Annotated in this window: 22 protein-coding genes; 16 read left to right on the top strand and 6 right to left on the bottom strand. The window is 57.3% G+C overall.

Going from position 1 to position 25,853, the window contains the following annotated elements; all coding sequences use genetic code 11:
- Window positions 1-116: 116 nt before the first annotated feature.
- The 10 genes from CFI10_RS06270 (at window position 117) to CFI10_RS06225 (ending at window position 10,826) form a co-directional block, all read left to right on the top strand.
- Entirely contained in the window at window positions 117-1,283 is a 1,167-nt protein-coding gene (locus CFI10_RS06270; protein WP_206840620.1) for an HD-GYP domain-containing protein, read from the top strand.
- A 95-nt stretch (window positions 1,284-1,378) separates the two neighbouring features.
- Entirely contained in the window at window positions 1,379-2,683 is a 1,305-nt protein-coding gene (locus CFI10_RS06265) for an IS1380 family transposase (protein ID WP_206837229.1), read from the top strand.
- 334 nt (window positions 2,684-3,017) lie between these two features.
- Window positions 3,018-3,632, top strand: a complete 615-nt coding sequence (locus tag CFI10_RS06260; protein ID WP_206840618.1) for an META domain-containing protein — start codon at window positions 3,018-3,020, stop codon at window positions 3,630-3,632.
- Window positions 3,633-3,977: 345 nt separating this feature from the next.
- Window positions 3,978-5,003, top strand: a complete 1,026-nt coding sequence (locus tag CFI10_RS06255) for a diiron oxygenase (protein ID WP_206840616.1) — start codon at window positions 3,978-3,980, stop codon at window positions 5,001-5,003.
- A gap of 118 nt (window positions 5,004-5,121) precedes the next feature.
- Complete coding sequence (locus CFI10_RS06250) at window positions 5,122-6,165, top strand: 2Fe-2S iron-sulfur cluster-binding protein (RefSeq protein ID WP_206840614.1); 1,044 nt, start codon at window positions 5,122-5,124, stop codon at window positions 6,163-6,165.
- A 73-nt stretch (window positions 6,166-6,238) separates the two neighbouring features.
- Entirely contained in the window at window positions 6,239-7,360 is a 1,122-nt protein-coding gene (locus tag CFI10_RS06245; RefSeq protein WP_242530137.1) for a 4Fe-4S dicluster domain-containing protein, read from the top strand.
- Window positions 7,360-8,202, top strand: coding sequence for an FAD/NAD(P)-binding protein (locus tag CFI10_RS06240; protein WP_206840612.1), 843 nt, complete (start codon window positions 7,360-7,362; stop codon window positions 8,200-8,202). The genes CFI10_RS06245 and CFI10_RS06240 overlap by 1 nt, the downstream gene beginning before the upstream one ends.
- A gap of 2 nt (window positions 8,203-8,204) precedes the next feature.
- Complete coding sequence (locus tag CFI10_RS06235) at window positions 8,205-9,002, top strand: NADH-quinone oxidoreductase subunit B family protein (protein ID WP_206840610.1); 798 nt, start codon at window positions 8,205-8,207, stop codon at window positions 9,000-9,002.
- Complete coding sequence (locus CFI10_RS06230) at window positions 8,995-10,290, top strand: Ni/Fe hydrogenase subunit alpha (RefSeq protein ID WP_206840609.1); 1,296 nt, start codon at window positions 8,995-8,997, stop codon at window positions 10,288-10,290. Before CFI10_RS06235 ends, CFI10_RS06230 begins: the two co-directional genes overlap by 8 nt.
- Entirely contained in the window at window positions 10,287-10,826 is a 540-nt protein-coding gene (locus CFI10_RS06225; RefSeq protein ID WP_206840607.1) for a hydrogenase maturation protease, read from the top strand. The genes CFI10_RS06230 and CFI10_RS06225 overlap by 4 nt, the downstream gene beginning before the upstream one ends.
- On the opposite strand, the gene CFI10_RS06220 is transcribed toward CFI10_RS06225, so the two are convergent.
- Complete coding sequence (locus CFI10_RS06220) at window positions 10,754-11,572, bottom strand: ATP-grasp domain-containing protein (protein WP_206840605.1); 819 nt, start codon at window positions 11,570-11,572, stop codon at window positions 10,754-10,756. The two genes, CFI10_RS06225 and CFI10_RS06220, sit on opposite strands and share 73 nt — an antisense overlap.
- 184 nt (window positions 11,573-11,756) lie before the next feature.
- Between CFI10_RS06220 and CFI10_RS06215 the strand changes: the two genes are divergently transcribed.
- Window positions 11,757-12,692 carry a DMT family transporter gene (locus CFI10_RS06215; protein WP_206840603.1) on the top strand — a complete coding sequence of 312 codons (936 nt, stop codon included), beginning with the start codon at window positions 11,757-11,759 and terminating at the stop codon, window positions 12,690-12,692.
- A 23-nt stretch (window positions 12,693-12,715) separates the two neighbouring features.
- On the opposite strand, the gene CFI10_RS06210 is transcribed toward CFI10_RS06215, so the two are convergent.
- Genes CFI10_RS06210 through CFI10_RS06200 form a run of 3 tightly spaced genes read right to left on the bottom strand, consistent with a single transcriptional unit; the run spans window position 12,716 to window position 17,815 of the window.
- Window positions 12,716-15,823, bottom strand: a complete 3,108-nt coding sequence (locus CFI10_RS06210) for an efflux RND transporter permease subunit (protein ID WP_206840601.1) — start codon at window positions 15,821-15,823, stop codon at window positions 12,716-12,718.
- Window positions 15,820-17,193 carry an efflux RND transporter periplasmic adaptor subunit gene (locus tag CFI10_RS06205; RefSeq protein WP_206840599.1) on the bottom strand — a complete coding sequence of 458 codons (1,374 nt, stop codon included), beginning with the start codon at window positions 17,191-17,193 and terminating at the stop codon, window positions 15,820-15,822. Before CFI10_RS06205 ends, CFI10_RS06210 begins: the two co-directional genes overlap by 4 nt.
- Window positions 17,177-17,815 carry a TetR/AcrR family transcriptional regulator gene (locus tag CFI10_RS06200; protein WP_206840597.1) on the bottom strand — a complete coding sequence of 213 codons (639 nt, stop codon included), beginning with the start codon at window positions 17,813-17,815 and terminating at the stop codon, window positions 17,177-17,179. Before CFI10_RS06200 ends, CFI10_RS06205 begins: the two co-directional genes overlap by 17 nt.
- Before the next feature lie 135 nt (window positions 17,816-17,950).
- On the opposite strand from CFI10_RS06200, the gene CFI10_RS06195 reads away from it, so the two are divergent.
- Window positions 17,951-19,405, top strand: coding sequence for a diguanylate cyclase domain-containing protein (locus CFI10_RS06195; protein WP_206840595.1), 1,455 nt, complete (start codon window positions 17,951-17,953; stop codon window positions 19,403-19,405).
- 124 nt (window positions 19,406-19,529) lie between these two features.
- Here CFI10_RS06195 and CFI10_RS06190 read toward each other — a convergent pair whose 3' ends face one another.
- On the bottom strand, window positions 19,530-21,461 hold the full coding sequence (locus CFI10_RS06190) for an FAD-dependent monooxygenase (RefSeq protein ID WP_206840593.1): 1,932 nt from the start codon (window positions 21,459-21,461) through the stop codon (window positions 19,530-19,532).
- A 255-nt stretch (window positions 21,462-21,716) separates the two neighbouring features.
- Between CFI10_RS06190 and CFI10_RS06185 the strand changes: the two genes are divergently transcribed.
- Complete coding sequence (locus CFI10_RS06185) at window positions 21,717-22,196, top strand: MaoC family dehydratase (protein WP_206840591.1); 480 nt, start codon at window positions 21,717-21,719, stop codon at window positions 22,194-22,196.
- Between the two features lie 41 nt (window positions 22,197-22,237).
- On the opposite strand, the gene CFI10_RS06180 is transcribed toward CFI10_RS06185, so the two are convergent.
- The gene (locus CFI10_RS06180; RefSeq protein ID WP_206840589.1) at window positions 22,238-23,689 is read right to left on the bottom strand and encodes a DNA recombination protein RmuC; all 1,452 of its coding nucleotides are present in this window, start codon (window positions 23,687-23,689) and stop codon (window positions 22,238-22,240) included.
- 116 nt (window positions 23,690-23,805) lie between these two features.
- Here CFI10_RS06180 and CFI10_RS06175 point away from each other — a divergent pair, with 116 nt between their 5' ends.
- The 3 genes from CFI10_RS06175 to CFI10_RS06170 all read left to right on the top strand — a co-directional run bounded on the left by CFI10_RS06175 (window position 23,806) and on the right by CFI10_RS06170 (window position 25,793).
- Window positions 23,806-25,032: a mannose-1-phosphate guanylyltransferase/mannose-6-phosphate isomerase gene (locus tag CFI10_RS06175; protein ID WP_206840587.1), complete on the top strand. Its 1,227-nt coding sequence runs from the start codon at window positions 23,806-23,808 to the stop codon at window positions 25,030-25,032.
- Window positions 24,926-25,198, top strand: a complete 273-nt coding sequence (locus tag CFI10_RS19350) for a phosphomannose isomerase type II C-terminal cupin domain (RefSeq protein WP_277987754.1) — start codon at window positions 24,926-24,928, stop codon at window positions 25,196-25,198. The genes CFI10_RS06175 and CFI10_RS19350 overlap by 107 nt, the downstream gene beginning before the upstream one ends.
- A 61-nt stretch (window positions 25,199-25,259) precedes the next feature.
- On the top strand, window positions 25,260-25,793 hold the full coding sequence (locus tag CFI10_RS06170) for a DUF3750 domain-containing protein (protein WP_206840585.1): 534 nt from the start codon (window positions 25,260-25,262) through the stop codon (window positions 25,791-25,793).
- Window positions 25,794-25,853: the final 60 nt, after the last annotated feature.

Raw genomic sequence — 25,853 nt, 5'->3', positions numbered from 1 at the left:
TGTTTGCATTAAGCTGTATCATACCCTTTAGCGCTGGATCGGTGGACACTTGATCAAGTCCATGGATAAAATCGTCACTAATTAAATACACTATAACGAAACCACTTGGCACAAGCATGGAACGCGAGAAGCTCAAACGTACATTGACCGGCCTTGAATTGCGAGTTGGCACACGCCTGCCCTGGTCTGTATACAGTCCGCAGGGCACCCTGCTGCTGACCGAAGGCTCTCTGATCCGCAGTGAAAAGCAGATTGAAAGGCTGCTCGGCATCAATGCACACTACTTTGTTTCACCCAACCCCGCTATCTATGCCACTTCGGTTAAGCAAAAGCCTGCCAGCCAGGACAGGGTCAGCAGCTTTGTCATTATTCACACTTTACTTGAACGACTGGAGGCAGCATTCGATCTACGCCGTGAACAGGACACCGGCAGTGCGTTCATTCGCAAGATCATGCAGCTGGTTTTCGATATTCAGGGTACCTGCGAAGAAGCCGCTGACGCCATGCTGGGCACCGTTCAGCTGATCGTGGACGCACCACACGGGCTTGTGCATCCACTGCATATGGCACTGATGTGTGAGGTCGCCAGCTGCCGCATGGGCAAGGGACCACTGGAGCACTTTCCGCTGGTCGCTGCCGCGCTGACCCATGACCTTGGCATGTACGAAGTACAGCAGCAGCTGTTCGAGCAGAATACACCTTTGACCGAACAGCAACGCCTGATCATTGATCAGCATCCGCAGCGATCATATGACCTGCTGCAGGAGCGTGGTGTGACTGAAACACGCTGGCTGCTACCGGTACTGCAACACCACGAGCGACTGGATGGCAGTGATTACCCCAATGGGCTGAAGGCTGACCAGATCAACAATGATGCTCGACTGCTGGCCATTACTGACTGCTACTCGGCCATGATTCAGCCCCGTGCCTATCGCGAACAGGTACTGCCACGCGATGCCCTGCGTGAGATTTTTCAACAGCGCGGCAAAACCATAGATGAGCCGCTGGCACGTCTGTTCATTGAAGTCATGGGACTGTTTGCCCCCGGCACACTGGTACAGTTGAAAAGTGGCGAAATTGCACTGGTAACCGGCCGGGGCCGAGGTCTGAACCAGCCAATGTTGGCAGTCATCACCAACTCACAGCAGGCACCCCTGGATCACCCTCAGACCGTAACACTGCAGGACAGCAAAGAAATCACCTCTATTGAACGCATTCAGGATCATGCTCACCTGATCGCGGGGCTTGGCCGGCTTTGGCCTACACCTGATTCCGTGACTTAAAACTCAGCTTCGCATCTCCACACACCTGTAACCACGCGGCCTGCGGCGGTAATATGGACGCCATTCTCGATTCACCCAGACAGTGATATCTGACTATGCGTACCTTCAAGCTGGAACAGTCCAAAACCGAGATTATCACACCCCACGGCGGTCTGGCGCTGGTTGGCCACAGTGTCAACAGAATGACCTCCCTGGCCAAAACCTCGCGCGCCATCGTCAAGCGCCATGGCATCGCTAACATCGATCTTATTCGCACCTACCTGGGGTTGATTTGCCTTGGCAAGAGCGACTTCGAAGCGGTCGAGCACGCACGCCATGACCCCTTCTTTAAAGCGGCCATGGGCATCAAGCAATCACCTTCATCCGCTCGGCTGCGTCAGCGTTTTGATGAAGATGCCTGCGCACTGATCCCGTTGTTGGATGAAGCCAGTGTCGAGTTTCTGTGTAATGCGTCGGTGCCTGTCGGCACGCTTGCCACCGGTCACGCGCCGCTGGATATAGACGTATTCCCCATGGACAACAGCAACACTAAAAAAGAGGGCGTGGCCTACACCTACAAGGGGCATGACGGCTACGCCCCCATCGCGGCCTACCTGGGCACGGAGGGCTGGTGTCTGGGCTGTGAGCTGCGACCGGGTAACCAACACGCCAACAAGGAGTTTATCCACACCCTCGACCGGGTGCTGCCTCGGGTCCGTCAGCTGACCGATGCACCGCTACTGGTACGGCTTGACAGTGCCCATGATGCCGCCGAGAACCGCGCGTACTTCCGTACGCACGGGGTGGACTATCTGATCAAGTGGAACCCTCGCTCACAAGACGGTTTGGCCTGGGTGGACAAGGCTCATGCTGCCGGCGCACTCTGGTGCCATACCCGGCCGGGCAAAATGGAAACGCTGGTGAGCGAATCGCTGGATGGCACTGACGACCGCCTGATCGTCAAGGTGACGGTGCGCCACAGTGACAGTACAGGGCAGCTGTTCCTGGAGCCCGAGGTGAGCCTGGAAGGCTGGATGACTTCGCTCAAGCCGGACGCGGCGGATCATGCCAAGGTGATTGCGCTCTACCAGGATCACGCCACCAGCGAACAGTTCCACAGTGAGTTCAAGACTGATCTGGATCTCGAACGTTTGCCGTCAGGGAAGTTCGATACCAACGACCTGGTCATGGCGTTTGCCGTACTGGGCTACAACATATTGCGCTGGATGGGACAGCACGCACTGCTGGGACCGGATGCGCCGGTGCGTCATCCGGCCAAACGTCGGCGGCTAAAAACCGTCATGCAGGAGCTGATGTATATGGCCTGCCGCCTGGTCAGCAGCGGCCGCCGTCTTTACCTGCGTTTTGGCCAACATTGCCCCGGGTTCAGGGCGTTCGGTTGCATCTACGAGTCGGTCTGATCCACTCGGCTTAACTCACCTCGTTCAACCGCCAAGCCACAAAGCGCCATGCATGGCAGGATGTTTTGTGGTTCCCGATAGCATTCAGAGCAAAAAAACGTCGGAGAAGACGGTGAATGATGCTGCAGTAGCGCAGATGCGGCGGCAGAATCCGGATAAGATCGAGCGGTGTTAAAGAATGTGGTTATATTCAATGCGGTGGCACGGCAATAGCAGATGAATTCACTGATTCAGGCTACAATGACACCCGTGCCTTCTGCCTGAACCCTTCCAGGGTTCAGCGGTCATTGTCTGCTACATTGAAACAATCCCCATATCAATAAAGGACAACATCATGAACAGGACGCTTGCCGCTCTGGCTGTGGCCGCTCTTGTCGGTGGCTGTACAACACAGCCGCAAGAGCCGAACGAACAGATCCAGCACTACAGCTGTGGTCCCTGGCAGGTAAGCCTTGGCCCGACAACGGCCGCCGCCATGAAAGACGAATCCGGGCGCAGCGTTCAGCTTCAGCAGACACCGTCCGGTTCGGGTGCGCTTTACAAGGCTGACGACTCAACCTGGGTGCATGAAAAAGCCGGCGCTATCAGCGTGAGCTATCAAGGTGCCCAGCTACCCCAGTGCGAGCCATTGCTGACCAGCAAAGAGTGGATCGTCGAGGACATTGATGGCCAGGGCATCATCGACAGTTCACGCGCCAGCCTCAATTTCGATGCTGATGGGCGGGTCAGTGGTTCATCCAGCTGCAACCGCTACTTTGCCGGTTACAGCCTGAATGGCCATCGGCTTGAGATCAATCAGGCGGCCACCACCATGATGGCCTGCCCGGAAGCATTGATGCAGCAGGAGCGCCGCTTCCTGAATGCGCTGGAAGCTGCCGAGCGCCTTACAATCGACCCTAGCGGCGCACTGATTTTGCAAGGCAATGGCCATCGTATGCTGGCCCGCTGATCTGCCAAAGCACCTCATGCCCTGCCAAGGCAGGGCACACCCCTCTTTTTCTCCCGCCAATCGTTCCCCTGACACCAGCAAACATTGATATGAGTCAAAACAAAAACATGTTTTAGGCCATTAAGTATCCAATCATAACCCCAAAAACACCCGTAACAATCGATAATACTTCTCATTAATCATAAAAATACATTAATTTTCAATGTCTTAAATATTAATAAACTCTGAAATAGGTACTTTCCAATATGATACATAACACATTTTTTAATATTTGATTTATGTATCACGAATGCTAAATTGCGAGGGTATTCAAACAACAAGAACCCCGATACAGAGGTAAGCTCCATGCATGATAAACTCGCTAACACCATGGAATTTCCGCCGGAAACACCGCAGCCGAACATCTACCCGCTGCGCTGGGAAACCAAGTCTTCCAAAGTAGAAGAGATCTGGGATGCATCTCTGCGTGAAGCCTGGAACCCGAAAGACCTGCCCTGGGACACCTTTGACGCTTCCAGCTACTCATGGGAAGAGCGTGAAGCAATCGCCTACTGGTGGACCCTGCTCTCTGTATTTGATGCCTCTGCACCGCCGGTTTTCGCAGAAGCATTCATCAAAACCTACGAAGATCACGAAGAAGATGCCATCCGTCGCTGCTTCTTCTCCGTCACCCGTGACGAGCAGAACCACGAACAGATGTGTGGTCTGGTGATCACCAAAATGCTCGAGTCCGCCAGCCCACTGGAATATGAACCCAAGACTGAACTGGGTCGTCGTCTGCAGAAAAATGCACGCTGGCTGTACTACAACGGTGGTCGTTACTGGAATGGCTACAAGAAAGCCGTTCCCAAATACAGCCTGGCCGTACTGTTCAGCTCATTCCTGATGGGTGAAATCGCGGCAGCCACCATCTTCAAACAGATGTCTCAGAGCTGCGAAGAGCTGGTATTCACTGAAGCGTTCAAGAACATCGGTCGTGACGAAGGCCGCCACATGGCGATCTGCCTGTCGCTGATGGAGCGCGACTATCCGAAGCTCTCCCAGGAAGAGAAGTCGATCATCACCAAGCAGATCCGCGCAGGCTACCTGTTCCTGTCTGCCGTACTGTTCGAGCCGCCGGCCGAGTTCTGGGATCTGCCTGAAGACTTCATCGCTACCCAGCGTGAAGCGGAAGCCATTGCACGTGAAGCCGGTTTCGGTATCCCGACTTACGAAGACAAGCGCGAAAACTGGCGCAACGCCATGCTCAACCTGAAAGCGGTTCTGGACAAGTATGACACCCCGTTCCCGGCGATCCCCGAAGTGGACATCACCGGTGAGGAAGTGACCCAGGCGGACCTGGATTCTGCGGATATCATTCCGATTTTCTGATAACGCCTGTCCGATGCTTGCTTTTACAGCCGCCCCGACCCAATCGGGTCGGCTGTTTTCCGTTACCAATTTCTGCTGTTACAGGGCTGACTGAGCCATTCAGAGCCCGGAGGTGCGTATGACTACAATCCGTTTGTCCCCGTCCGGCAAAGAGGTTGAGGCCAAAACCGGGGAGACCGTGCTGGAAACCCTGGAAAATGCCGGCTATGCCCTGCCCAACAATTGCCGCGCCGGAGCCTGTGGCGAGTGCAAGGTCAAAGTGCTCAGCGGTGAATTCGACCAGGGCATGGTGCTGGATATGGCACTGTCTCAGGACGAGCGTGCCGAGGGCTATGGCCTGATGTGCATGTGCAAGCCACTCAGCGATACCCTTGAGATCGACTGGGGCACGGATGATGCCAAACCCAAACTGTTTCCGCCGCGCGAAAATATTCGCTGCGTGGTCGTGGACCGCATCGAGCGGACGCCGCGTATCGCCGAAATTCGCCTGCGCCCCATTGGTGAGCCGATCCGCTTCTGGCCGGGTCAGTATGTGAGCCTGACCGATACCCAGAAAACGGTCACCCCACGTTCCTATTCCATCGCCAACGCCCCGCGCCCTGATGGCGAGATCGTGCTGCAGATCACACGCGTGCCGGATGGCAAGACCAGCAACTGGGTTCACGATGAAGTAAAGCCCGGCAGCATGGTCAACGTGTCAGGCCCCTATGGCACCTTCATTGGCGACCCCAGCACCGATGGTCCCGTACTGTGTCTGGCCGCCGGTACCGGTCTGGCTCCGATTCTGAGCCTGGCAGATGCCGCCCTGCGACGCGGCTTCAAGCAGCCTGTGCACCTGATGTTTTCGGCTCGCACCGAAGATGAGATCTATTGCCGTGGCCTGATGGAACTGTGGAATGCACGTCATCGTCGCTTCAAGTTCATCCCGACTTTGACCCGGGAACAGAAAGAAGGAATGCAGCAGGGTCGTATTCCCGACATCATCAAGGATCTTTATGCGGACCTGTCGAAGCATGCAATCTACATCGCCGGCAGCCCGGAGTTTGTCGATGCCTGCATTGATGCGGTCAAGGCACAGGGTGCTCAGGCCGAAATGATTCACACCGAAGGCTTCTTCGATCAGGCACCACCGGTCGCACCTTCCAAGTCTCAGTTGGTGTGACACAAAGCGCTGCCGGAAATCAATCCGGCAGCCTCTGCTGCTTGTATTCATCGCCCTTTGTGCCTAACGTTGAATGGGTATCCCCGACAGCGGCGACAGCATGGAACCGGCAGACTTTCTCCCCCGTCATCGACTTCAATCCCTGTTGGATCACCTGTTACAGCAGGGTTTTGAAATCCTTGCGCCACAGCTGCGCGATGGCGCTATTCTGTTCAGACCAACACAGCACGTTGATCAACTGCCGAGAGGGGTTACCCAGCAGCAGGCACCCGGGCATTATCGACTGCAGCAGGGTGATTCCCCACGCTGCTTCAGCTGGGCCAACGGCCCGCAGGCAATAAAACCTCTGACGTTTACCCCGCAAGAAACACTCTGGCGCTCGGAGTTGCAGGCCGATGGCAGCCTGCGCTTTCATGAAGCCCCCGTCGTGACCCGTGCTACTGCGGTGATCGGGGTACGTGGCTGTGATTTGGCCGCGCTGGCACTGCAGGACCGCCACTTTCTTGAGCGAATTGAAGACCCTCTCTATCGTCAACGCCGCGACAGCCTGCTGCTGATTGCGGTGGACTGCTCGCACCCGGCTGACACCTGCTTTTGTGCCAGCACTGGCGACGGACCCGAAGCGCAAACCGGATTTGATCTGGCCCTGACCGAGCTGGCCGAAGGTTACCGTGTCAGAGCCGGGAGTGTGCGCGGGGAAGGTATCATGCGGGCCCTGCCACTGGTTGCGTCCGATGCCGCCCTGCGACAGGAAGCCATCGAGCAGGCGCGCCGGGCACGACAGCAGCAGCGCGCCCTGCCTGACTTTGATCCTGCCGCATTAATCCAGCAGGGTGAACATCCAGCCTGGGACAAGGTCGCCGATGCCTGCCTCAGCTGTGGCAACTGTACCTCCGTCTGCCCCAGTTGTTTCTGTCACAGCGAGGCTGAAGCCCCGACGCTGGATGGCCAGCAATCGGAGCACCAGCGTCAGTGGGACTCCTGTTTCAGCGAAGGCCACAGCTACATTCACGGCCTGCATGTCCGACCGGATACCCGCAGCCGCTATAAACAGTGGTTGACGCACAAGTTCGGCAGCTGGGTGGAGCAGTATGGACGCAGCGGCTGTACCGGCTGCGGTCGCTGCATCAGCTGGTGCCCGGTGGGGATCGACCCGTTGCAGGTGCTCCGCGAGCTGGGCGAAGAGGTGAAATAATGCGTCATCAGCAGCTCCCCGCCAGTGCCGAAGTCGTCCGCCGAGTGCAGGAAACCGCCGATATTTTTACCCTGCAGCTGCGACTGGACGATCCGTCAGACCCCTCGCTGCTGACTATTCAGCCCGGCCAATTCAACATGCTGGGCGTGTTCGGTGTCGGTGAAGTCCCGATTTCGTTCAAGGCCCTGACAAACGACCATGATGGCACGCCCCTGCTTGAACACACCATTCGCGCGGTGGGCCGTGTCACACGGGCACTGTCGGCACTCAAGCCCGGCGACCGAATCGGCGTTCGCGGCCCCTTCGGTCACGGCTGGCCTCTGGCCGAGGCTCAGGCAAAGGATGTGTGTGTGATCACCGGCGGACTGGGCTGCGCCCCGGCGGTTTCGGTGGTTGAGCACCTGTTTGTAAACCGCTCGGCATTCGGCCGGATTCATATCATTCAGGGGGTACGCCACTCGGACGATCTCATCTGGCGTACCCAGTACGAGGCCTGGGCGCGCAAGCCCGATACCGAGGTACAGCTGGCTGCAGACAGCGCCGCACCCGACTGGCCCTGGTTCAGCGGCAGAGTCACCGAACTGATCAAGCGTCTGTCACTGCAACCGGAACGAACCCGAGTTTACTGCTGCGGCCCCGAGCCAATGATGCGCGCCAGTGCCGAGCAGCTTATCACTCAGGGCGTGAACGAGGATGCGATCTGGCTCAGCCTTGAGCGCAACATGCAGTGTGCCACCGGCCACTGCGGCCACTGCCAGTTCGGCGCCGACTTCATCTGCCGCGATGGCCCGGTGTTCAACTATCCACACATCCGTGACCGGTTGGGCCTCAAGGGGGTATAGGCATGAGCAGACCCAAAGTTGCCGTGCACAAGTTCAGCTCCTGCGATGGCTGCCAGCTCGCGTTTCTGAATCTGGGCGAGTCGCTGCTGCAGCTGAGTGAACAGCTGGAAATTCTGCACTTTCTGGAAGCAGGCATGAGCGAAGCCGATGCTCAAGTGGATATCGCCTTCGTTGAGGGCAGCCTGTCTACGCCGGATGAGCTGGAGCGCATCAAGCAGGTACGCGCCAACAGCCGCTTTCTGGTCAGCATCGGCGCCTGTGCCACCAGCGGCGGCCTTCAGGCACTGCGCAATCTGGACGGTCAGCATGATGCATGGCGAGATGCGATCTATGCCCGCCCCGAGTTCATACAGACCCTGAAGGATGTGAAGCCTATCGCCTCCGTGGTGGACGTGGATCTGGAGTTGTGGGGTTGCCCGGTCAGCAGCCCCCAGATAGTGGCAGCCGTGCGCTCGCTGCTGTTCGGCGTCGCACCAGTGGATGATCGTGACCGGGTCTGCCTGGAGTGCAAACGCCAGCAGGCCGTGTGCGTGATGGTCACCGAGGGCAAGCCCTGTATGGGCCCGGTCACACGCACCGGCTGCGGAGCGCTCTGCCCACGCTTTGGCCGCGACTGTTATGGCTGTTATGGTCCTGCCGAAACGGCCCAAAGCGACACCCTGGCACGCCGTTTCGCAGGTTTGGGCCTAATGCCGGACGCCATTGCCCGACGCTTTCTGCTGATCAACTCTCAGGCCCCCTCGTTTTTACAAACCGGCCGGGTATTCTGGCACTCGGGACAGGAGGCTGAAGATGACTGAGCGCCGTATCCGCATCGATGTACCCGCCCTGACGCGGGTAGAGGGTGAAGGCTCGCTGCGACTGGAGGTCGTTAATGGCCAACTGGTTGATCTGGGCCTGTCGATCTTTGAACCACCACGCTATTTCGAGAAGTTTCTGGAAGGACGCGATGCCCATGAAGTCGTGGACATTGTGGCCCGCATCTGTGGCATCTGCCCCATCGCCTATCAGGTCAGCGCCCTTAATGCCCTCGAGTCACTGGCCAAAGACCCCTTGCCACACTGGGTACAAAAACTGCGCCGGCTGTTCTACTGTGGCGAATGGCTGCAAAGTCACGCCCTGCATATCCATCTGCTCGCCCTGCCCGATTTTCTGGGTTTCGACTCCGCCATCGCCATGGCCGAGCAACACCCGGAGACTGTCCGGCGTGGCATGCAATTCCAGGCGCTGGGCAATGAACTGATCCGGTTGCTGGGGGGACGCTCGGTACACCCCGTTGGCGCCCGCATTGGTGGCTTCCACCGCGCCCCGGAGCCGGAGCAGATCGAGCCTCTGCTGGACAAGCTGCGCGAGGCTCAGCCACTGGCCCGTGATCTGACCGCTTTTTGCGCAGGGCTGGACCTGCCGGATGACCCGCAGGACTTTATCAGCATCGCCCTGACTCATCCGGATCGCTATGCCATCGAGTCCGGTCGGCTGATTACCAGCACCGGGCTGAAACTGGGGGCTGAAGAGTTTGAGCAGCACTTCCATGAACACCACAAGCCGGACTCCACCGCCCTCTGGTCCGACCTGAACGGCGAACCCTATCTCACCGGCCCGCTGGCTCGGCTCAATATCAATCACCAGCAATTGCCCCCCGTCATCCAGCAAAGCCTGAAGGCAACCGGGCTGCAACTGCCCAGCAACAACATGTTCCACAGCCTGATTGCCCGTGCACTGGAGATCGAGCTGGTGATTCACGAGGCGATCGACATACTGCAGGGTTATGAATACCCAGCCGTTCCCTGCCCGCAACCCGAACTGAGCGCAGGGGTCTGCTTTGGCATGAGTGAAGCGCCTCGCGGTCTGCTTTGGCACCGCTATGAGGTAGGGCCGGATCAGCGCATCAAGGCAGCACGCATCGTGCCGCCCACCAGCCAGAATCAGGCGCGCATTGAAGCGGACCTGTATCGCTCGTTGATCGCATTCGGGCTGAACCGGGATGAAGAGGCTTTGAGGCTGAAGGCCGAGCAGGTCATTCGCAACTATGACCCCTGTATCTCCTGCGCCACACATTTTCTCAGGCTGGATATGCGTCGATCATGAGTGGCTGGCGGGTGATCGGCATCGGTTCTCCGTTCGGGGACGACCGTGCAGGCTGGGTGGTCCTGGAACAGCTGGCACAGCACTCACTGCCAGAAAATGTAGAGCTGATAACACTGGATCGGCCAGGTCCTGACCTGCTCAACTGGCTTGAGCAAGATGTCAAAACGGTTTTGATCGATGCTATGCAGACAACTGCATTTCCCACGGGACACTGGATGCCGCTTGATCTCGACCAATTGGACAGTTCTGAAGACCTGTCCAGTCATGGCTTTGGTCTGGCACCCACGTTGAAACTGGCGCAGGCTCTGGGGAGCCTGCCGCATCAGCTCAGGATATTTGGGATCTGCATCGCCCCCCGCTCAAGCCAGCCTGAACACAACACCCTGTCCTCCAGCGTCATGACAGGGGCAGGACAGCTTTCGACTAGGCTGGCAGAACAGATTGCCGCTGATTCAGATGCGCGCTATACCGCAACCGGCAGCGGCGGGGTCGGATCGATCGGGTCGTCATCCCGCTCCGACTGCTCGCGCAGGTAGTGCTCAATCGCCTGCGAAACCTGCTGACTCAGCCCCTGCAGTCCGGTATTGCCGAACAGGCGGTTGAATTCCAGCAGATAGGGGTAGCCATCCACCATCGCCACGTCAAAGCCGGCATGGTCGATCTCCAGTTGCTGGGCCACGCGCAGCACCAGATCCACGGCGGCCTGTGGCAGTGGCGTCTCGATATCCACGGTGCCACCCTGAGACAGGTTGTTATGGAAGCCATCATGACCCTGGCAGCGCCAGAAACCGGCCACCAGCTTGCCGCCCACCACAATGATGCGCAGGTCACGATCGATCGGCAGCTGTTCCTGCACGTAGATCACCGGTGTCTTGCCCAGATAGGCATTCCAGTCGGCCCGGTTCTCGATCAAAAACACCCCCTGCCCCATGCTGCTTTTCGGAATCTTGGCAACAAAAGGCAATGGCATCTGATCCCAGACACGCTCGGCATGTTGCGGATCATTGGGCTCAATCAACGTCCAGGGAATATTGCCTGCAGCCACCATCTGAAAGGCACGGGTCATCTCAACCTTGTCATGGCCAATCAGGTATGAGGAGAGGCTGGGGAAGATCTTCTTGTTGAGACCAAACACCAGTGCATTGACCTGCCAGTATTCGGGAAACAGCACCCAGTCTGCCGCTTCAACCCGTTCGCGTTCACGGAACAGATGCTCGGGTTTGATGTAATGCACATCAGGCAGGTGGAGGGTTCGGAACGCATCAAAGGACACGCATTTCATTTATGTTGAACCGGTGAGTTGAAAGTCGCGGATAATAATCCGCTTCTTCACCGGCGCAAAGCATTTTCTGCTGCATTTTTGAGCAGAAATACGGTGCTGTTTTATCGACCTGGCAGCAGGGTGAATTCACCCGGCAGAGAGTGTAAGCTGTGTTACATTCTGTTCGGTTTCAGGAGTCATGAATATGTCGGCCCAGCGCAATCACCTCGACTTTTTTGCCATCAGCATCATGCTGATGCTGTGTACCATCTGGGGCTTTCAACAGGTGGCGCTCAAGCTGGCGGCAGATGATATCGTACCGACCCTGCAGATCGGCCTGCGCTCCGCATTTGCCGCCAGTGTTCTGTTCCTGCTGATGCTGCGCAGCGAAGGCCGTAACGTCTTCGCCGATGGTACCGTCAAGGCGGGTATCCTGGTGGGTACCATGTTTGCCGTCGAGTTCCTGTTTGTGGGGCTGGGCCTTGAATATACCAGCGCTTCACACATGGTCGTGTTCCTCTACACCTCCCCCATCTTTACTGCGCTGGGGATGCACTTTGTTCACGCCGACGAGCGCCTGAGCCGCATTCAGTGGAGCGGTATCGGCCTTGCCTTTCTGGGGGTCTGCATCGCATTTCTGGGTCCAGCCAATGCCGGCCAGCAAACCACCCTGCTGGGCGATTTCTATGCCCTGCTGGCGGGTGCCGTCTGGGGCTTTACCACCGTTGCCATTCGCCGTTCCAAGCTGTCAGAGGCACCTGCGGTCAAAACATTGTTTTACCAGATGGCCGCAGCCTCGATCCTGCTGATCGGCATGGCGTTTGCGCTGGGTCGCGGCGAGATGAACTGGACCCCCGAAACCAGCATCAACATGGCCTTTCAGGCCGTGGTGATCGCGTTCGCCAGCTATCTGACCTGGTTCTGGCTGCTGCGCCGTTACTTGGCCTCACGCATGGCCACCTTCACCTTCATTACGCCGCTGATCGGCGTGCTGTTCGGCGTGCTGATTCTGGGCGAAACCCTGAGTGTGCAGTTCATCATCGGCGGCCTGCTGGTGCTGACCGGCATCTTCCTGGTCAGCGCAAAGGACCTGCTGAACCGGCGCAGGGCACGGCTGGTAAAAGAGGCACTGGATTCATAGCGGCGTAGGGTTGAATCCGCACCCTACTCATCCACTCTGGGCTCAAGCTCGGTGCTCCAGCCCAGATCATCAAGAATGGTATACAGCGCCGGCAGTACCAGCAGCACCAGCAGGGTCGATACCAACAGGCCGAACACCACCGAGATCACCAGCGGAATCACGGCCATCGCCTGGGTGCTGGTTTCGGCCAGCAGCGGCAACAAGCCTGCAACCGTGGTGCTGGTGGTGATCAAAATGGCCCTAAAGCGATTACGGCTGGCCGCACTGGCCGCCTGTGCCGTGGTCATGCCTTCGGCACGATAGGATTTGATGAACTGCACCAGCAGAATGGCGTTGTTGACCACGATGCCTGCCAGTGAGGCGGCACCAATCAATGACGGCATGGACAGGTTATATCCCATAATCAAATGCCCCCAGACCGCGCCCATAAGCGCCACCGGAATCGACAGCATGACAATGATCGGTTCCAGATAGCTGCGAAACTGGAAAGACAGAATCAGGAAGATCCCCAGCAGGCCGATCAGCAACCCTCGGGCGATCGACTGTCCGGTTTCCTTTGAACGGGCGGTCTGCCCTTCAACCTGCAGACTGATCCCGGGCCACTGCCGGTATAATTGCGGGAAAACCCGCTGCTGCAGATCAGCCACGATATTGCCGGCGTTGGCCACACGGCTGTCGACGTCAGCCGAGACCGTCACCGTGCGCTGGCCGTTAATGCGGGTAACCTGCGCCCAGTGACGCTCCTCGACGATGCTGACCACCTCCCGCAGGGGAATCATCTGAGCGTTATTGCCGAGAATCACCGTATCCTGCAAAAAGGCACGGGTAGCACGCTCGGCACTGCTCTGACGGATCAGCACTTCAATATGCTGATCCCCGATCTGCACCGTATCGACAATATCACCCAGCAAACCGGTACGAATCTGACCGGCCACATCCGCTGCCGTCAGGCCCAGTGCCAATGCGTTTTCCCTCAGCTTGAGGGTGCGCTGGGGTTTGCCGGGGCGCAGATCATCCAGCACATTGAAGGCACCGGTATAGCTGGAGATTTCCTGGCTCAGGTAGTGAGCAGCCGCTTTCAGGTCATCCAGATCCTGGCCCTGCAGACGGACTTCGATCGGGGTGCCTGCTGGACCAAACCCCGGTTCCTGGATATTCAGTGCAATCACACCGGGGATATCACCGATCTCTTCGTACCAGCGCTCGGTCAGCCGGGCCAGATCAACCGTGCGCAGCTCGGCAGTCAACAGGTCCGCCATCACCGTAGCAACATGCGCGCCCTTTTCTGCGGAACTGGCATGCCGATTGAAACGGGTTTGGATATTGCGCACCAGCTTCTGCCCATTGGGCTGCTGTGGACTGTACGTCTCACTCAGCCCAAGCATGGCGTCTGTCACCCTTTGCGTGATCGCCTGTGTTTGATGCAGCGGGGTTCCCTGGGGCAGCAACACACGCGCCTCGAGCACATCACCGTCAATTTCAGGCATTGCCTCCATGCGCACATGTCCACCGGCCATCAGGCCGATCGAGCCCAGCAGAACGATCATCATGGCCGCCAGCACGCCGTAGCGGAAACGGATCGCGCCGTCAGCCAAACGTCCTGTTGCTTCCCGCAGGCGCTCAAAGCGGTGATCAAAACCGCTACGAAAGCGAGAGGGAGGTCGCTCCTGTCCCTTCGCCCTGGCCAGACCGCTTTTCAGATGATGCGGCAGTATCCAGAAAGCCTCGATCAACGATGCCGCCAGCGCCGCGATCAATACCACCGGCAGTACTTCCAGCACGGCTCCCAGTTCACCGGCCAGAAACGCAAGCGGGACAAAGACGGCCGCGGTGGTCAAAAACGAGGAGAAGACCCCAGGCATGATTTCCAGAGTGCCTCTTGCCGCCGCCTGCAGTGGGGTGGCTCCCATGCTTGCATGGCGCGCAATGTTTTCAGTGATCACCACTGAGTCATCCATGACAATACCGATCGCCATCAGCAGCGCCACCAGCGTGATCATATTGAGTGAAAGACCGCTCAGCGCCATCACCAAAAAAGCACCGGCAAAAGCGGTTGGCAAACCAAACAGTGCCCAGAACGCCAGCCGAGGGCGGAAAAACAGCGCCATCACCAGCCCCACCAGCAGCAGGCCGGTGATGCCGTTGCTTACCAGCATCTGCAGGCGGTCCTTGACGATGGAGGTCATGTCCTGAGTAATGTCCAGGTTTACACCCTCGCGGCGGGCCTGTTCCTCCGCGATGAAAGCCTCCAGAGCATCCATCACCCGCAGGGCATCGTCATTACGGTTCTTGTGAACCTCGAGAATAATGGCGCGCTGGCCGTTGAATTCGACCCGCTCCTCATCCCGCTCATGGGTTTCAGACAGGCTGGCAATGTCACCCAGCCTCAGCACCGCTCCGCCGGCATTGGCCACAACCGGCAAACGAGCCAGAGCCTGCAGCGTGCGGCGCTCATCGACAAAACGCAGCTGGATATCCTGATTATCGGTTTCCAGCGCCCCCAGTGGCATATCCAGACTCTGGCGGCTGATGGCGCGGGCAATATCACCGGCATTCAATCCGTACTGACGCAGCTGGTCACGGGAAACTTCCACTTGCCACTGGCGCTGGGACAAACCCACCGTCACCACATCGGCCACACCCTGAAGCGTAAACAGACGGTCTTGCAGCTCATTGGCGTAGCTTTCCAGATGGGCAAAGCTCATCGGCCCGGATACCGCAATGGCCGCAACCAGATCGGTACGGTAAAGCTCACGAATGACCGGCTTTTCGGCCGTTTCCGGCAGGTCGGTCAAGGCATCCATTTCGGTGCGGATATCATCCAGAAACCGGCCCATATCGCCCTTCGGACCCATGCTGGCGATCGTCTGAGCCTGGTTGTCCCGTGCAGTACAGCTGATCTCACGCATGTGATCCACCCGCTGCAGGGCTTCCCCCAGCCGCTGGCAGATAGCCTCCTCAACATCGGCAGCCGTGGCGCCGCGATATTCCATACTGATGCTGACTTCTGGCGGCAAATAGGCGGGAAAGGTTTCACGGGTAAGGCTGGGGGCAACAAACACGCCCATCGCCAGTATCAGGATCAACAACAGGTTACTGGCGGTCGGATGACCGGCAAACCAGCGGATCATGGCTGCTCTCCCCGCGCGTCCTGTTGCAGTCTTTGCCAGGCCTGCTCATCCGGCTGCGGTGCAAGCAAGGCACCCTCAACCGCGGGCACCAGATCATCCAGAATCAGCCGCTCCCCCGCGTCCAGTCCCTCGGCAATAACGGCCAGATCTCCCTGCTGCCAGGCAACGCTGACCGAGCGGCGCTGCAGCCGGTTATTGTCATCCGCCAGATAGACCTCATTCTGATGCAGCGCACTGGCCGGAATCACGATGACCGGTTCAGGTGTAGCTGCAAAGATGTTGGCCTGCACGAACATGTTGCGTACCAACGGTGGCCGTGACGGCGGCTGGGCATTGCGATAGGGTTCATCCACTGTAATCACGGCCTGCAGGGTCCGTGTTGTGGGTTCAAGGCTCCCGGTCACTCGAGTGAGCCGACCGCTCCAGCGAATATCCGGCACATTGCTGGGGCTTACCCATACGTCGAGCCGTTCCAGTGGCAACTGTTGATGGAAGTTAACGAAATCATGGCTGGAAGCCTCGGCATCGGCCGCGACCGGCGCCAGGGGCAGCTGGGACAAAACCCGTCGCAGCGCTTCAAGCTCCACCTGAACGGTAGCCTCGGCCTGGGCAATATCATCGACTGTAAACAGGGTCTGGCCGGCGCTGACATACTGGCCTGTTTCCACCTCGGCCTGATGTACGCGCATCGCCCAGGGTGCCTTGAAACGGGTATCGTCAAGATCCTTGATGGCGTTTGCCCGACTGACTTCGGCGCGGGCCTTGCGTGCGGTCAGAGCATCACGTCTGACAGGAATCAGACTGAGTTGGTTAGTCAGACTCTGTACCGCCTGCTCTTGCTGCAGGGTGGCTCGCTGCTGCTCATCCAGGCGGGTGGCAGACAATGCACCGCGCTGTACGAGCGTTTGTGAACGCTCCAGCTCACGCTGCACCAAAGCCAAACGACGCTGTTCCAGCGCCAGCAGAGCCTGGGTATTTTCTTCTTCCTGCACCAACTGACGCAGCTCGGCTTCCAGCCCGGCCAGATCCGCTTCGGCGGCCGCTTGCGCCAGGTCATAACGACTGGGGTCGATCTGCAGCAGACGGGTACCTGGCGCAATCAAATTGCCACTGTCCAGCTCCGGGTGCTTCCAGACGACCCGACCGGCCACATTCGCCACCGCCTTCCAGCTGCGTGCCGGCAACACCTGACCATAGCCACGCGCCTGTGTGATCAGTACCTGAGGCACAATATCCAGCACCCGTACCGGGGTGGCCACCGCCTGAGCATCAATACGCTGTGGCGGCTGCTTCAGCTTGACCATCACTGCCACGAAGAGCACTCCGGCAACCAAGGCCAAAGCAAGGGTGAACTTATTTCTCCTTGTCATGAGTCGTCTCCAGGAGGCTGTCGCTGAAAAGCCGATAGATACGTGTGGCCATATGCTCAATAGCATGCAGCTCACCACTGACCATCCCCTGAACCACCAGTCCCTGTATGGCACCCAGATAAAGCACTGCCGCTGCTTCAGTATCAATATCACGGCCCAGACAGCCTTGTTCGGCACCCCGCTTGAGCAGTGTAACGACTCTGTGCCGGTAGTTGGCCAGCGTGTTGCGGACAATCTGCTTGGCAGGTCCTTTACCGGGCTTTTGCAGCTCACCCAGCATCAGTCGGGGCACGCCAGGGTTTTGGACAATAAAGCTCACATGAGCCATAAACATGGCCTCCAGCGCCTTGTCAGCCTGCTCATACTGTTCAGTCACACTGAAAACACGCTGACTGAGCTGATCGGAAACCCAGCGAGCCACTGACTCCCACAAACGACCTTTGGTGGGAAAATGCTTGAACAGAGCCCCCTGAGACAGCCCTACTCTTTCGGCAATACTGGCTGTCGTTAACGTGGAGGGATCCTGGTCGGCAGAGAGCTGTACAACGGCCTCTATGGTGGCGGATTGTCGCTGTTCAGTACTCTGATAGACCCTTTTGGGACACTCGGCAGTTTCAGGCATGGCAAAACCTAAAGAAAGTAATTAATTACTTTATATTGGGAGAGTAATCCCTTTTATGCAAGCTGCGATTGCGCGGTTTCTGTCAGGTGCATTGACGTCATATACTGTCACATATATCAAAAACGAGTATCCCACATGCCCCCTGTCACTCTTCATACGGACCGCCATCAGAAAATCCGAGCGCTGTTTGATGAGTACATTAAGCTCTATGCTTCACGTGATGATCGACTGACGACGTTGTTCAGTGAAGATTTCAGTGGCTATACGGGCGGCGGAACGGTGCTGGTAACAGATCGTGACGAGTGGATCAAAATCACTCGGCAGGATTTTTCTGAAATCCCGGGACGCATACAGATCGAAATGCGTGATCTCTCGCTGCAGGATTTAAGCGAGCAGGTCGTGGCGGTAACCGCTTTCTTCAATATCCACCTGCCGCAGCCGGAACATATTCTTTCGCGTGAGATTGCGCGACTGGTGTTGATCTTTCGCCTTGAAGATGCGGCCTGGAAAATTGTCCACAGCGGCATATCAATCCCCTATCACTTGGTTCAGGATGGAGAGGTCTACCCTGTCAATCAGCTGCAGGCACGCAACCAGGTCCTTGAGGCTCTGGTAGAGGAACGCACCCGAGAGCTGAACGAAAGAGAGGCCTTCTATCGATTGCTGACGGAGGATACTTTGGATGTGCTCTGGCGCGCCGACAGCAATCTTTTTATCACCTATATCAGCCCATCGGATGAGCGCCTTCGTGGCTTCAAGGCCAATGAGGTGGTTGGTCGTCATGTGCTGGAGCTATTCAATGAAGAAGGCGCTGCTATCGTCACCGAAGCATGGCAAAAACGACAGCAAGCGGAGCAGGAAGGCAAGGATCTCGGCTTTATCAGCTTTGAAGTTCCCCACATATGCAAAGACGGCAGCATCATCTGGGGAGAGGTATTTTCTAAAGCAGTACGAGATGAACATGGAAAACTTATCGGCTTTCACGGTATCACTCGCGAGATCACCAAACGCAAGCAGATGCAGGACCAGATTCGACAACTGGCGTTCTATGACACACTGACGGGGCTTCCCAACCGCCGCTTGCTCAGCGATCGCTTGCACCAGGCATTGGCCGCCAGCACACGCAGTGGGCACCATGGCGCCCTGATGTTTGTCGACCTGGATAATTTCAAACCACTTAATGATCAACATGGGCATTTTGTCGGTGACCTGCTGCTGATGGAAGCGGCCAATCGCTTGAAGAGCTGCGTCCGCGAGATGGATACTGTCGCGCGCTTTGGTGGTGATGAGTTTGTGGTGATGCTCGGCGAACTGGCGACAGACCATGCGGAATCGATCACTCACGCCAGAGCTGTTGCTGAAAAGATCCGTATGAAGATTTCCGATGTTTACCAGCTGAATATCACTGAAGCTGGCGATGCTGATCACGTTGTTGAACACCACTGTTCAGCAAGTATTGGCGTGTTTGTATTTCTGGGCCATGCAGTCAGCCCGGACGACATTCTGAAATGCGCTGACGTTGCCATGTACCAAGCCAAAGCGGCGGGACGAAATACGATCAGGTTTTATGAACCATGCGATCCAACTTGATACTTTAAGAAGTGCAGCAGGTGTAAACAGTGCGAAAATCCGCCCAAGGCGGGCAACACACCACCGGTGTGATCACCTCCCGGAACAGCCATTCCGGAAGGCGATCAGGTCTGCCGGTTTTGCCTTATGCAATCATGAACTCATCAAAGAATGCACTCAGCTCTGCATGCGCATCAAGCGGCAGGATAGTGGCAATATGCTGGTCCGGCCGAACCACAACCATGCAGCCGCTGTCGCGATCGATACCACGCTGCTCGAAAATATCGTGGCTGGCATCGGTCTGAAACACCTTCTCATAGTCCCTCAGCCCATATTTGCCCTTGGCAGGCCAAAGATAGTTCGGCAGCGTTTCTATAGCCAGATCCTGCTGCTGGAACACGGCGTAGACATCGATCACCGAGTCAATATCTGCACCGGCAGGCGTATATTTCTTGACCGGCGATGATTCCGCGTTTTCGAGAAACTGTACCAGTTGGCCGGTCTCTGAAGCGGTATCTCGCGGATCCTGCCTGTTGCCGAACACGAATACGCGCCAACGACCGTCCGCCTTGTTCAGATGGCCAAGGTGGACAGGACAGCCATCGGCCACGCGAACCGCTTCGGCTGAGTGGAAGCGCTGGCCAATCGGCAAGCCCGTTGCCAGCCCCTGATGTTCATGACCGGTACACAGGTAGGATTCGTCGTAACCAATGGATGTACCCGCGATAAAGCCGTTCTGTCTGGCGATGAACTTCTCGATATCCGCCGTGCTGGTCTTCCTGGCCTGTCCCTTTGCCTTGTCTGCACTTGGACGCGTGGCCACCAGGGCGGACATTTCACGATCGGCATTGATCAGCATCTGCGCCACCTTGCGGCGCTCCGTAACATAGGTCTGCAACAGCTTGGGATCAGACTTGCCCTGCAGCACTGCGGCCAGTTTCCAGCCCAGATTGAACGTATCAGGCAGCGAGGTATTCAGGCCCCAGCCACCCTTGGGGCTATGGGTATGACAGGCATCACCGGCCACAAAGGCGCGCGGAATGAGACCGTCAGGATTGCCCACCGGGTTGTTGTCGAATCGTTCGGCAACACGCTGCCCCACTTCGTAGATTGACCACCAGCCTACTTCCTTCACATCAAACGAATATGGCTGCAGAATCAACTGAGCCCTGGCGATGAGGTCATCAGCCGTCAACTCGAGCTGAGATGCCCTTTGATTATTCTCCAACAGCCCCAGCTCCACATACAGTCGGACCAGATAGCCACCCTCTCGGGGAACGATCATCACGGCACCGTTTTCCCTGGACTGGATAAAGGTTTTGACGCGGATATCGGGAAAGTCGGTGACCGGCAGAACGTCCATGACGCCCCATGCCTTGTTGGCAGAGTCACCCTGCAGCTCAATGCCCAGACTCTTGCGCACTGCACTGCGCGCACCGTCAGTACCGACCACATAACGCGCCTTGACCGTTTCAACTTTGGCCGACTGCTCGGCATCAACACGCTCAAAGGTCGCCGTGATTGGGTGTGCATTCAGGTCCTGGGTAAGACTTTCATCCACCTCCAGTTCAAGAAGGCGGCGGCTGTAGTGTGGCACCAGATGTGTAACCGACTGCTGCATCCCCTCCAGCAACAGTTCATGCAACCGTGCCTGATTCACAACGCCGTGCACGAACTCAGACAGACCGAGGCGCGCATCCGGTACCTTGTGGGTGCGCTTGATGTTTTCGGGATGATCTGTGTCTGGCTCCCAAAACGCATTCTGGCGCAGCTGATAGCACTCCTTGACCAGCATTTCACTGCTGTTGAAGGCTTCCATGATTTCCATGGTGCGGCAGGAGATGCCATCGGCCTGGCCAAACAGCATGGGGCCGGACTTCTGCTCAACGATGCAGGTTTTGATATCGGCAAACTCGGACAACTGACGCGCCAGTGCCAGCCCTGCGGGGCCACAACCGACAATCAGGACATCCACTTCCTTCGGCAGGTCCACAATGGGCGGCGGGGCAACCGGCTCACGCGCAGCATCAGGAATTTGGTAGTTGCCGGGTTTGAAACCGTTTAGATGATATTGCATTACGCGATCCTCTTATCCTTATTCGCAGGGCCAGTATGACTTTAGCCCGTCTTTGCGTTTGTTGGTTGTAAGAAGACTAGAGGATTGGTGCCGCGAGCCTGTCATCTGAAAATGGGGACAAGACGCTCGCTCATCAAGAATGTGCAGTGTCTCCTCGGATAAAAGAACCGCTTTTTTTGATGATAAATATCACCTATCCTTCGATCCGATTGATAATGGTCACCATTAAAAATCCCACTGCACAGGAGTGATGCCTTGCCTACCCCAGCAAAGTTTTATTTAGAAGATTTGAGCGTTGGACAGATATTCACCAGCAGTACGGCACAACTTGATGAAAAGGCCATTGTGGAATTTGCCCGCAGCTACGATCCGCAACCTTTTCATCTAGACGCGTCAGCGGCAAAAGACACCCTGTTCGAAGGGCTTGCCGCCAGCGGCTGGCATACCGCATCGACAACCATGCGTCTGCTGGTGGAGGGCGGAATGCCGGTTGCAGGCGGCCTGATCGGTGCCGGCGTCGAAGTCAGCTGGCCAAAACCTACACGCCCTGGTGACACCTTACAGGTGACAAGTGAGATAACCCAGGTTACACCCTCCCGATCACGGCCAGACCGGGGCATTGTCACTGTCCGTTCGGAAACATCCAATCAGGATGGGAATATTGTCCAGATCATGACGTCCAAACTGGTCGTTTTCAGCCGAAGTACCGGCCAGGACGACATGATCCGTGGGTGACGCCTTGAGTCACGCGTCAGACCTATCGCGCACAGTTCACGTCAACTACCGGTATCCAGCTCCAGTTTGGCCTTGTCGACCAGGTCTGCAGGCAGCTCTTTCTGCACCGAAACGCCGAGTTCCTTGAACTCGGCCGCCTGCTTGATCAAATTGCCTCGACCCGAGTACAGCTGTGCAAACGCACGCTCATAGCTGATGCGAGCGCCATCCAGCTTCTTGCCCACATCCTGCATGCTGGTGAGAAAACTGTTCAGCTTGTTGTAGAACCGTTCGGCCCGGTCAGCCAGCTCAGCGGTATGCTTGCTCTGATCCTCAAAGCGCCACAGCTGCCGCACGATGTTGAGACTGGTCAGCAGCGTGGTTGGTGTCGCCACCAGTACATTCTGCTCCAGTGCCCGCTGATACAGGGTTTCATCAGCCTTCAGCGCCTCTACATAGGCCGACTCCACCGGGATGAACATGATCACGATTTCAGGTGAATTCAATCCCGGCAGACGATCATAACGGCGCTCGGCCAACTCCTTGATGCGATCGGCAACCGCACGGGCATGCTCGCGCAAAGCCTGCTGACGTTCACTGTCCTGTTCAGCATTGACATAACGGGTGTAGGCCGCCAGCGAGGTCTTTGCATCAATGATCAGGTGCTTGTCACCGGGCAGATAGACGATCGCATCGGGACGCTGGCGTCCATCTTCACCGTTGAAGCTCACCTCACGCCGGTAATCGACGCCGGCCCTGAGGCCCGCGTTATCCAGTACGTTCTCAAGCATCAACTCGCCCCAATTGCCCTGAACCTTTTTCTGTCCCTGCAAAGCAGTGGTGAGTTTTTCGGCCTGTTCGGTAATTGCTCGGTTGAGCTGTTGCAGATTCTGCAATTCGGTACGCAACTGGACACGCTGCTCCGTTTCCCGCAGGTGAATATGCTCTACCTTTTCCCGAAACCCCTTCATCTCGCTTTGGATTGGATTCAGCAAATGGTTAAGGCTCTGCTGACTCATTTCGGTAAACGCCTTGCCCTTGCGCTCCAGAATTTCGCTGGCCAGCTGCTCAAATTCCTTTTTCAGCTGCTCACGACTGGCTTCGAGCTGTTCCATCTGCTGCTGGAAATGGCGTTCCTGCTCTTCACGCCGTGTCTTAAGGGCACTGTGTTCAGATTGCAGCTGCTGCAACTCTTGCTGCAGTGACTGGAGGCGTGATTTCTCTTCCTGCCACCAGCTTGCATATTGCCGTTCGGCCTGCTGACGTTCGTCATGCTGCACCTGCAGCCGGCTCAGCTCGACCTTCAGCCTGAGTTGCTCCTGCTGCTGTTGCTGAGTCTGGTCACGCAGCATGTCACTTTCATCCTGCAGCTGCTCAAGCTGGAGTTGAAGCTGGGCAGCAACCTGTCGCTCGCGTTCAAGCTTCAACCCGCTGCGCCAGCTGACCAGCGCCCAAACCAGCAGCGCGATGATCAGCGAAGAAACAATAGCAGGAAGCAGATTTTCAACAGGCATAACGGTCTCATCCGTACGGGTTTTCAACATGTTAGCAAAGCCGAGACGGATTCTCTTCACTCCATCTCGCAACGCTTTGCGGTACACTGCAGCTTTTCGTCAACCCGAGACCCAAGATGCAGCCCGTTATTCTGGCCGGTGGCAGTGGCAGCCGCCTCTGGCCCCTGTCCCGCCAGCATCATCCCAAGCAGTTTTTAAGCCTGGCCGGCCAGCAAAGCCTTCTGCAGCAGTGCCTGCAGCGCGCCGCTCAGATCAGTCAAGTCCCCGCACTGCTGATAGGACGCGAAGAGCATCGCTTTCTGTTGGCCCAACAGCTGCAGGAAACGGGGTTGCAAGGCCGCATTGTGTTGGAACCCGAAGGCCGTAACACGGCGGCAAGTCTTGTACTGGCTGCACTGGATGCCGTTGAGCGGGGCACACCCTGCCAGCTGTTGCTGACCCTGCCGGCTGACCAACTGATCGAACCGATTGACTCTCTGGCGCAGGCGGCTGAAAGTGCCAGACCCGCCGCCGAATCCGGCCAGCTTTGCCTTTTTGGCGTAGTGCCTGATCATCCCGCAACCGGATATGGATATATTCTGCCAGACCCTGCAGACCCGGTGCAGGTTGAAAGCTTTATCGAGAAGCCCGATGCGGTGCAGGCGGCTGATCTCATTGAGCGCGGAGCCTTCTGGAATGCTGGGGTGTTACTCACTCGGGCGGACACATTACTGGCAACTCTGACGCCCCTGCAGCCGGATCTTATTGCAGCCTGCAAGCATGCCTGGCAACAGCGCACGACCGATCTGGACTTCATCCGGGTGGGTGTCGAGCCCTTTCTAACCTGCCCGGAGATCTCTATCGATCATGCGCTGCTGGAGCATGCTTCCAGCTGCCACGTTACCGCACTGCAGGCCCACTGGCAGGATCTGGGCAGCTGGGCAGCCCTCGAACAGCAGCTGCCTGAGACACCCGATGGTTGTCGCGCTCAGGGCAAGGTGACACGTTTACACTGCCACAACACGCTGTTCATGGGTGGGGAGCGCTTGATTGCAGCCCTGGGGCTGAGCAACCTGTTGGTGGTGGATACCCCGGATGCCTTGCTGTTGGCCGACAAGAACTACGCCAACGAGATGAGGCAACTGGTAGCCGAACTGCAGCAACAGGGCCGATCCGAGCTGATCAACCATCCCCGGGTCCACCGCCCCTGGGGCTTTTACGAGCATCTTCTTGACGCTGATCAGCTTTCGCGTCAAGCTGATCAGCGTCAACCCCGGTGCTGCCCTGTCTCTGCAACGCCACCAGTATCGTGCCGAGCACTGGGTCGTTCTAAGCGGCCATGCCAGCATCTCGCGGGATGCTGAACATATTGAGCTGGGTGCCAACCAATCCATCGCCATTGCGCAGGGACAGCTGCACCGGCTATCCAACAATGGCATGGAACCCCTGTTGATTCTTGAAGTCCAGTCAGGTGATGTACTGGATGAAGCCGATATTGAACGGCTGGATGATCGCTATGGCCGTGGGTGACATGGGTACCGAATAATCCGTATGCAAGCACGCTACGTAAGCTGAATCAGGAGGCCCCTTGATGATACAACCCAAACACCTGCTGATTCTGATGTTGTTACCGTTGCTGACGGCCTGTGCCAACAACGACTGGCGTACCGCCAGCCGTGCCAGTGCCGGCATCGCTCCCGACCCAAGCACAACACCCGAGCCCGTGATACAAGTCTATGCCGCAGACGCCTGGGGCTGGCGAGGGATCTTCGCTGTGCACACATGGATCGCGCTCAAACCACGCAACGCGGATCAGTACACCGTATACGAGGTCGTTGGCTGGCGCGAGCGGCGCGGCTTGCCGGTGCTGCGCATCGAGCAGGACACACCTGACCGCCACTGGTTTGGCGCCAGGCCTGAGCTGATTCTGGATCGTCGTGGCGAAGGCGTGGATGAGCTGATCACCCAGATCGAGAGCACGGCACAAAACTACCCCTGGAAACATGAATACCGGGTATTCCCCGGCCCCAACAGCAATACCTTTCCGGCCTGGGTCGCTCAAAAAGTGCCTGATCTGCAACTGGAACTGCCGTTCAGAGCGATCGGTTCGGGCTGGGCAGACTGACGATCGATTTGGGGGTTGGCGAGACTCTCTGCCAGACTGTGTGACATGACAAGATGTACA

Origin of the sequence: Marinobacterium iners (genome assembly GCF_017310015.1) — a bacterium.
GTDB classification, from domain to species: domain Bacteria; phylum Pseudomonadota; class Gammaproteobacteria; order Pseudomonadales; family Balneatricaceae; genus Marinobacterium; species Marinobacterium iners.
This window is presented reverse-complemented; position numbering and strand designations above follow the sequence as displayed.

What these genes read in the sequence shown, in the direction of transcription:
- CFI10_RS06190 (WP_206840593.1), bottom strand. Translation starts at nt 21,461, where the DNA reads ATGCAATATCATCTAAACGGTTTCAAACCCGGCAACTACCAAATTCCT.
- CFI10_RS06180 (WP_206840589.1), bottom strand. Translation starts at nt 23,689, where the DNA reads ATGCCTGTTGAAAATCTGCTTCCTGCTATTGTTTCTTCGCTGATCATC.
- CFI10_RS06240 (WP_206840612.1), top strand. Translation starts at nt 7,360, where the DNA reads ATGCGTCATCAGCAGCTCCCCGCCAGTGCCGAAGTCGTCCGCCGAGTG.
- CFI10_RS06245 (WP_242530137.1), top strand. Translation starts at nt 6,239, where the DNA reads ATGGGTATCCCCGACAGCGGCGACAGCATGGAACCGGCAGACTTTCTC.
- CFI10_RS06205 (WP_206840599.1), bottom strand. Translation starts at nt 17,193, where the DNA reads ATGACAAGGAGAAATAAGTTCACCCTTGCTTTGGCCTTGGTTGCCGGA.
- CFI10_RS06225 (WP_206840607.1), top strand. Translation starts at nt 10,287, where the DNA reads ATGAGTGGCTGGCGGGTGATCGGCATCGGTTCTCCGTTCGGGGACGAC.
- CFI10_RS06210 (WP_206840601.1), bottom strand. Translation starts at nt 15,823, where the DNA reads ATGATCCGCTGGTTTGCCGGTCATCCGACCGCCAGTAACCTGTTGTTG.
- CFI10_RS06200 (WP_206840597.1), bottom strand. Translation starts at nt 17,815, where the DNA reads ATGCCTGAAACTGCCGAGTGTCCCAAAAGGGTCTATCAGAGTACTGAA.
- CFI10_RS06255 (WP_206840616.1), top strand. Translation starts at nt 3,978, where the DNA reads ATGCATGATAAACTCGCTAACACCATGGAATTTCCGCCGGAAACACCG.
- CFI10_RS06270 (WP_206840620.1), top strand. Translation starts at nt 117, where the DNA reads ATGGAACGCGAGAAGCTCAAACGTACATTGACCGGCCTTGAATTGCGA.
- CFI10_RS06230 (WP_206840609.1), top strand. Translation starts at nt 8,995, where the DNA reads ATGACTGAGCGCCGTATCCGCATCGATGTACCCGCCCTGACGCGGGTA.
- CFI10_RS06175 (WP_206840587.1), top strand. Translation starts at nt 23,806, where the DNA reads ATGCAGCCCGTTATTCTGGCCGGTGGCAGTGGCAGCCGCCTCTGGCCC.
- CFI10_RS06220 (WP_206840605.1), bottom strand. Translation starts at nt 11,572, where the DNA reads ATGAAATGCGTGTCCTTTGATGCGTTCCGAACCCTCCACCTGCCTGAT.
- CFI10_RS06235 (WP_206840610.1), top strand. Translation starts at nt 8,205, where the DNA reads ATGAGCAGACCCAAAGTTGCCGTGCACAAGTTCAGCTCCTGCGATGGC.
- CFI10_RS06170 (WP_206840585.1), top strand. Translation starts at nt 25,260, where the DNA reads ATGATACAACCCAAACACCTGCTGATTCTGATGTTGTTACCGTTGCTG.
- CFI10_RS06250 (WP_206840614.1), top strand. Translation starts at nt 5,122, where the DNA reads ATGACTACAATCCGTTTGTCCCCGTCCGGCAAAGAGGTTGAGGCCAAA.
- CFI10_RS06265 (WP_206837229.1), top strand. Translation starts at nt 1,379, where the DNA reads ATGCGTACCTTCAAGCTGGAACAGTCCAAAACCGAGATTATCACACCC.
- CFI10_RS06260 (WP_206840618.1), top strand. Translation starts at nt 3,018, where the DNA reads ATGAACAGGACGCTTGCCGCTCTGGCTGTGGCCGCTCTTGTCGGTGGC.
- CFI10_RS06195 (WP_206840595.1), top strand. Translation starts at nt 17,951, where the DNA reads ATGCCCCCTGTCACTCTTCATACGGACCGCCATCAGAAAATCCGAGCG.
- CFI10_RS06215 (WP_206840603.1), top strand. Translation starts at nt 11,757, where the DNA reads ATGTCGGCCCAGCGCAATCACCTCGACTTTTTTGCCATCAGCATCATG.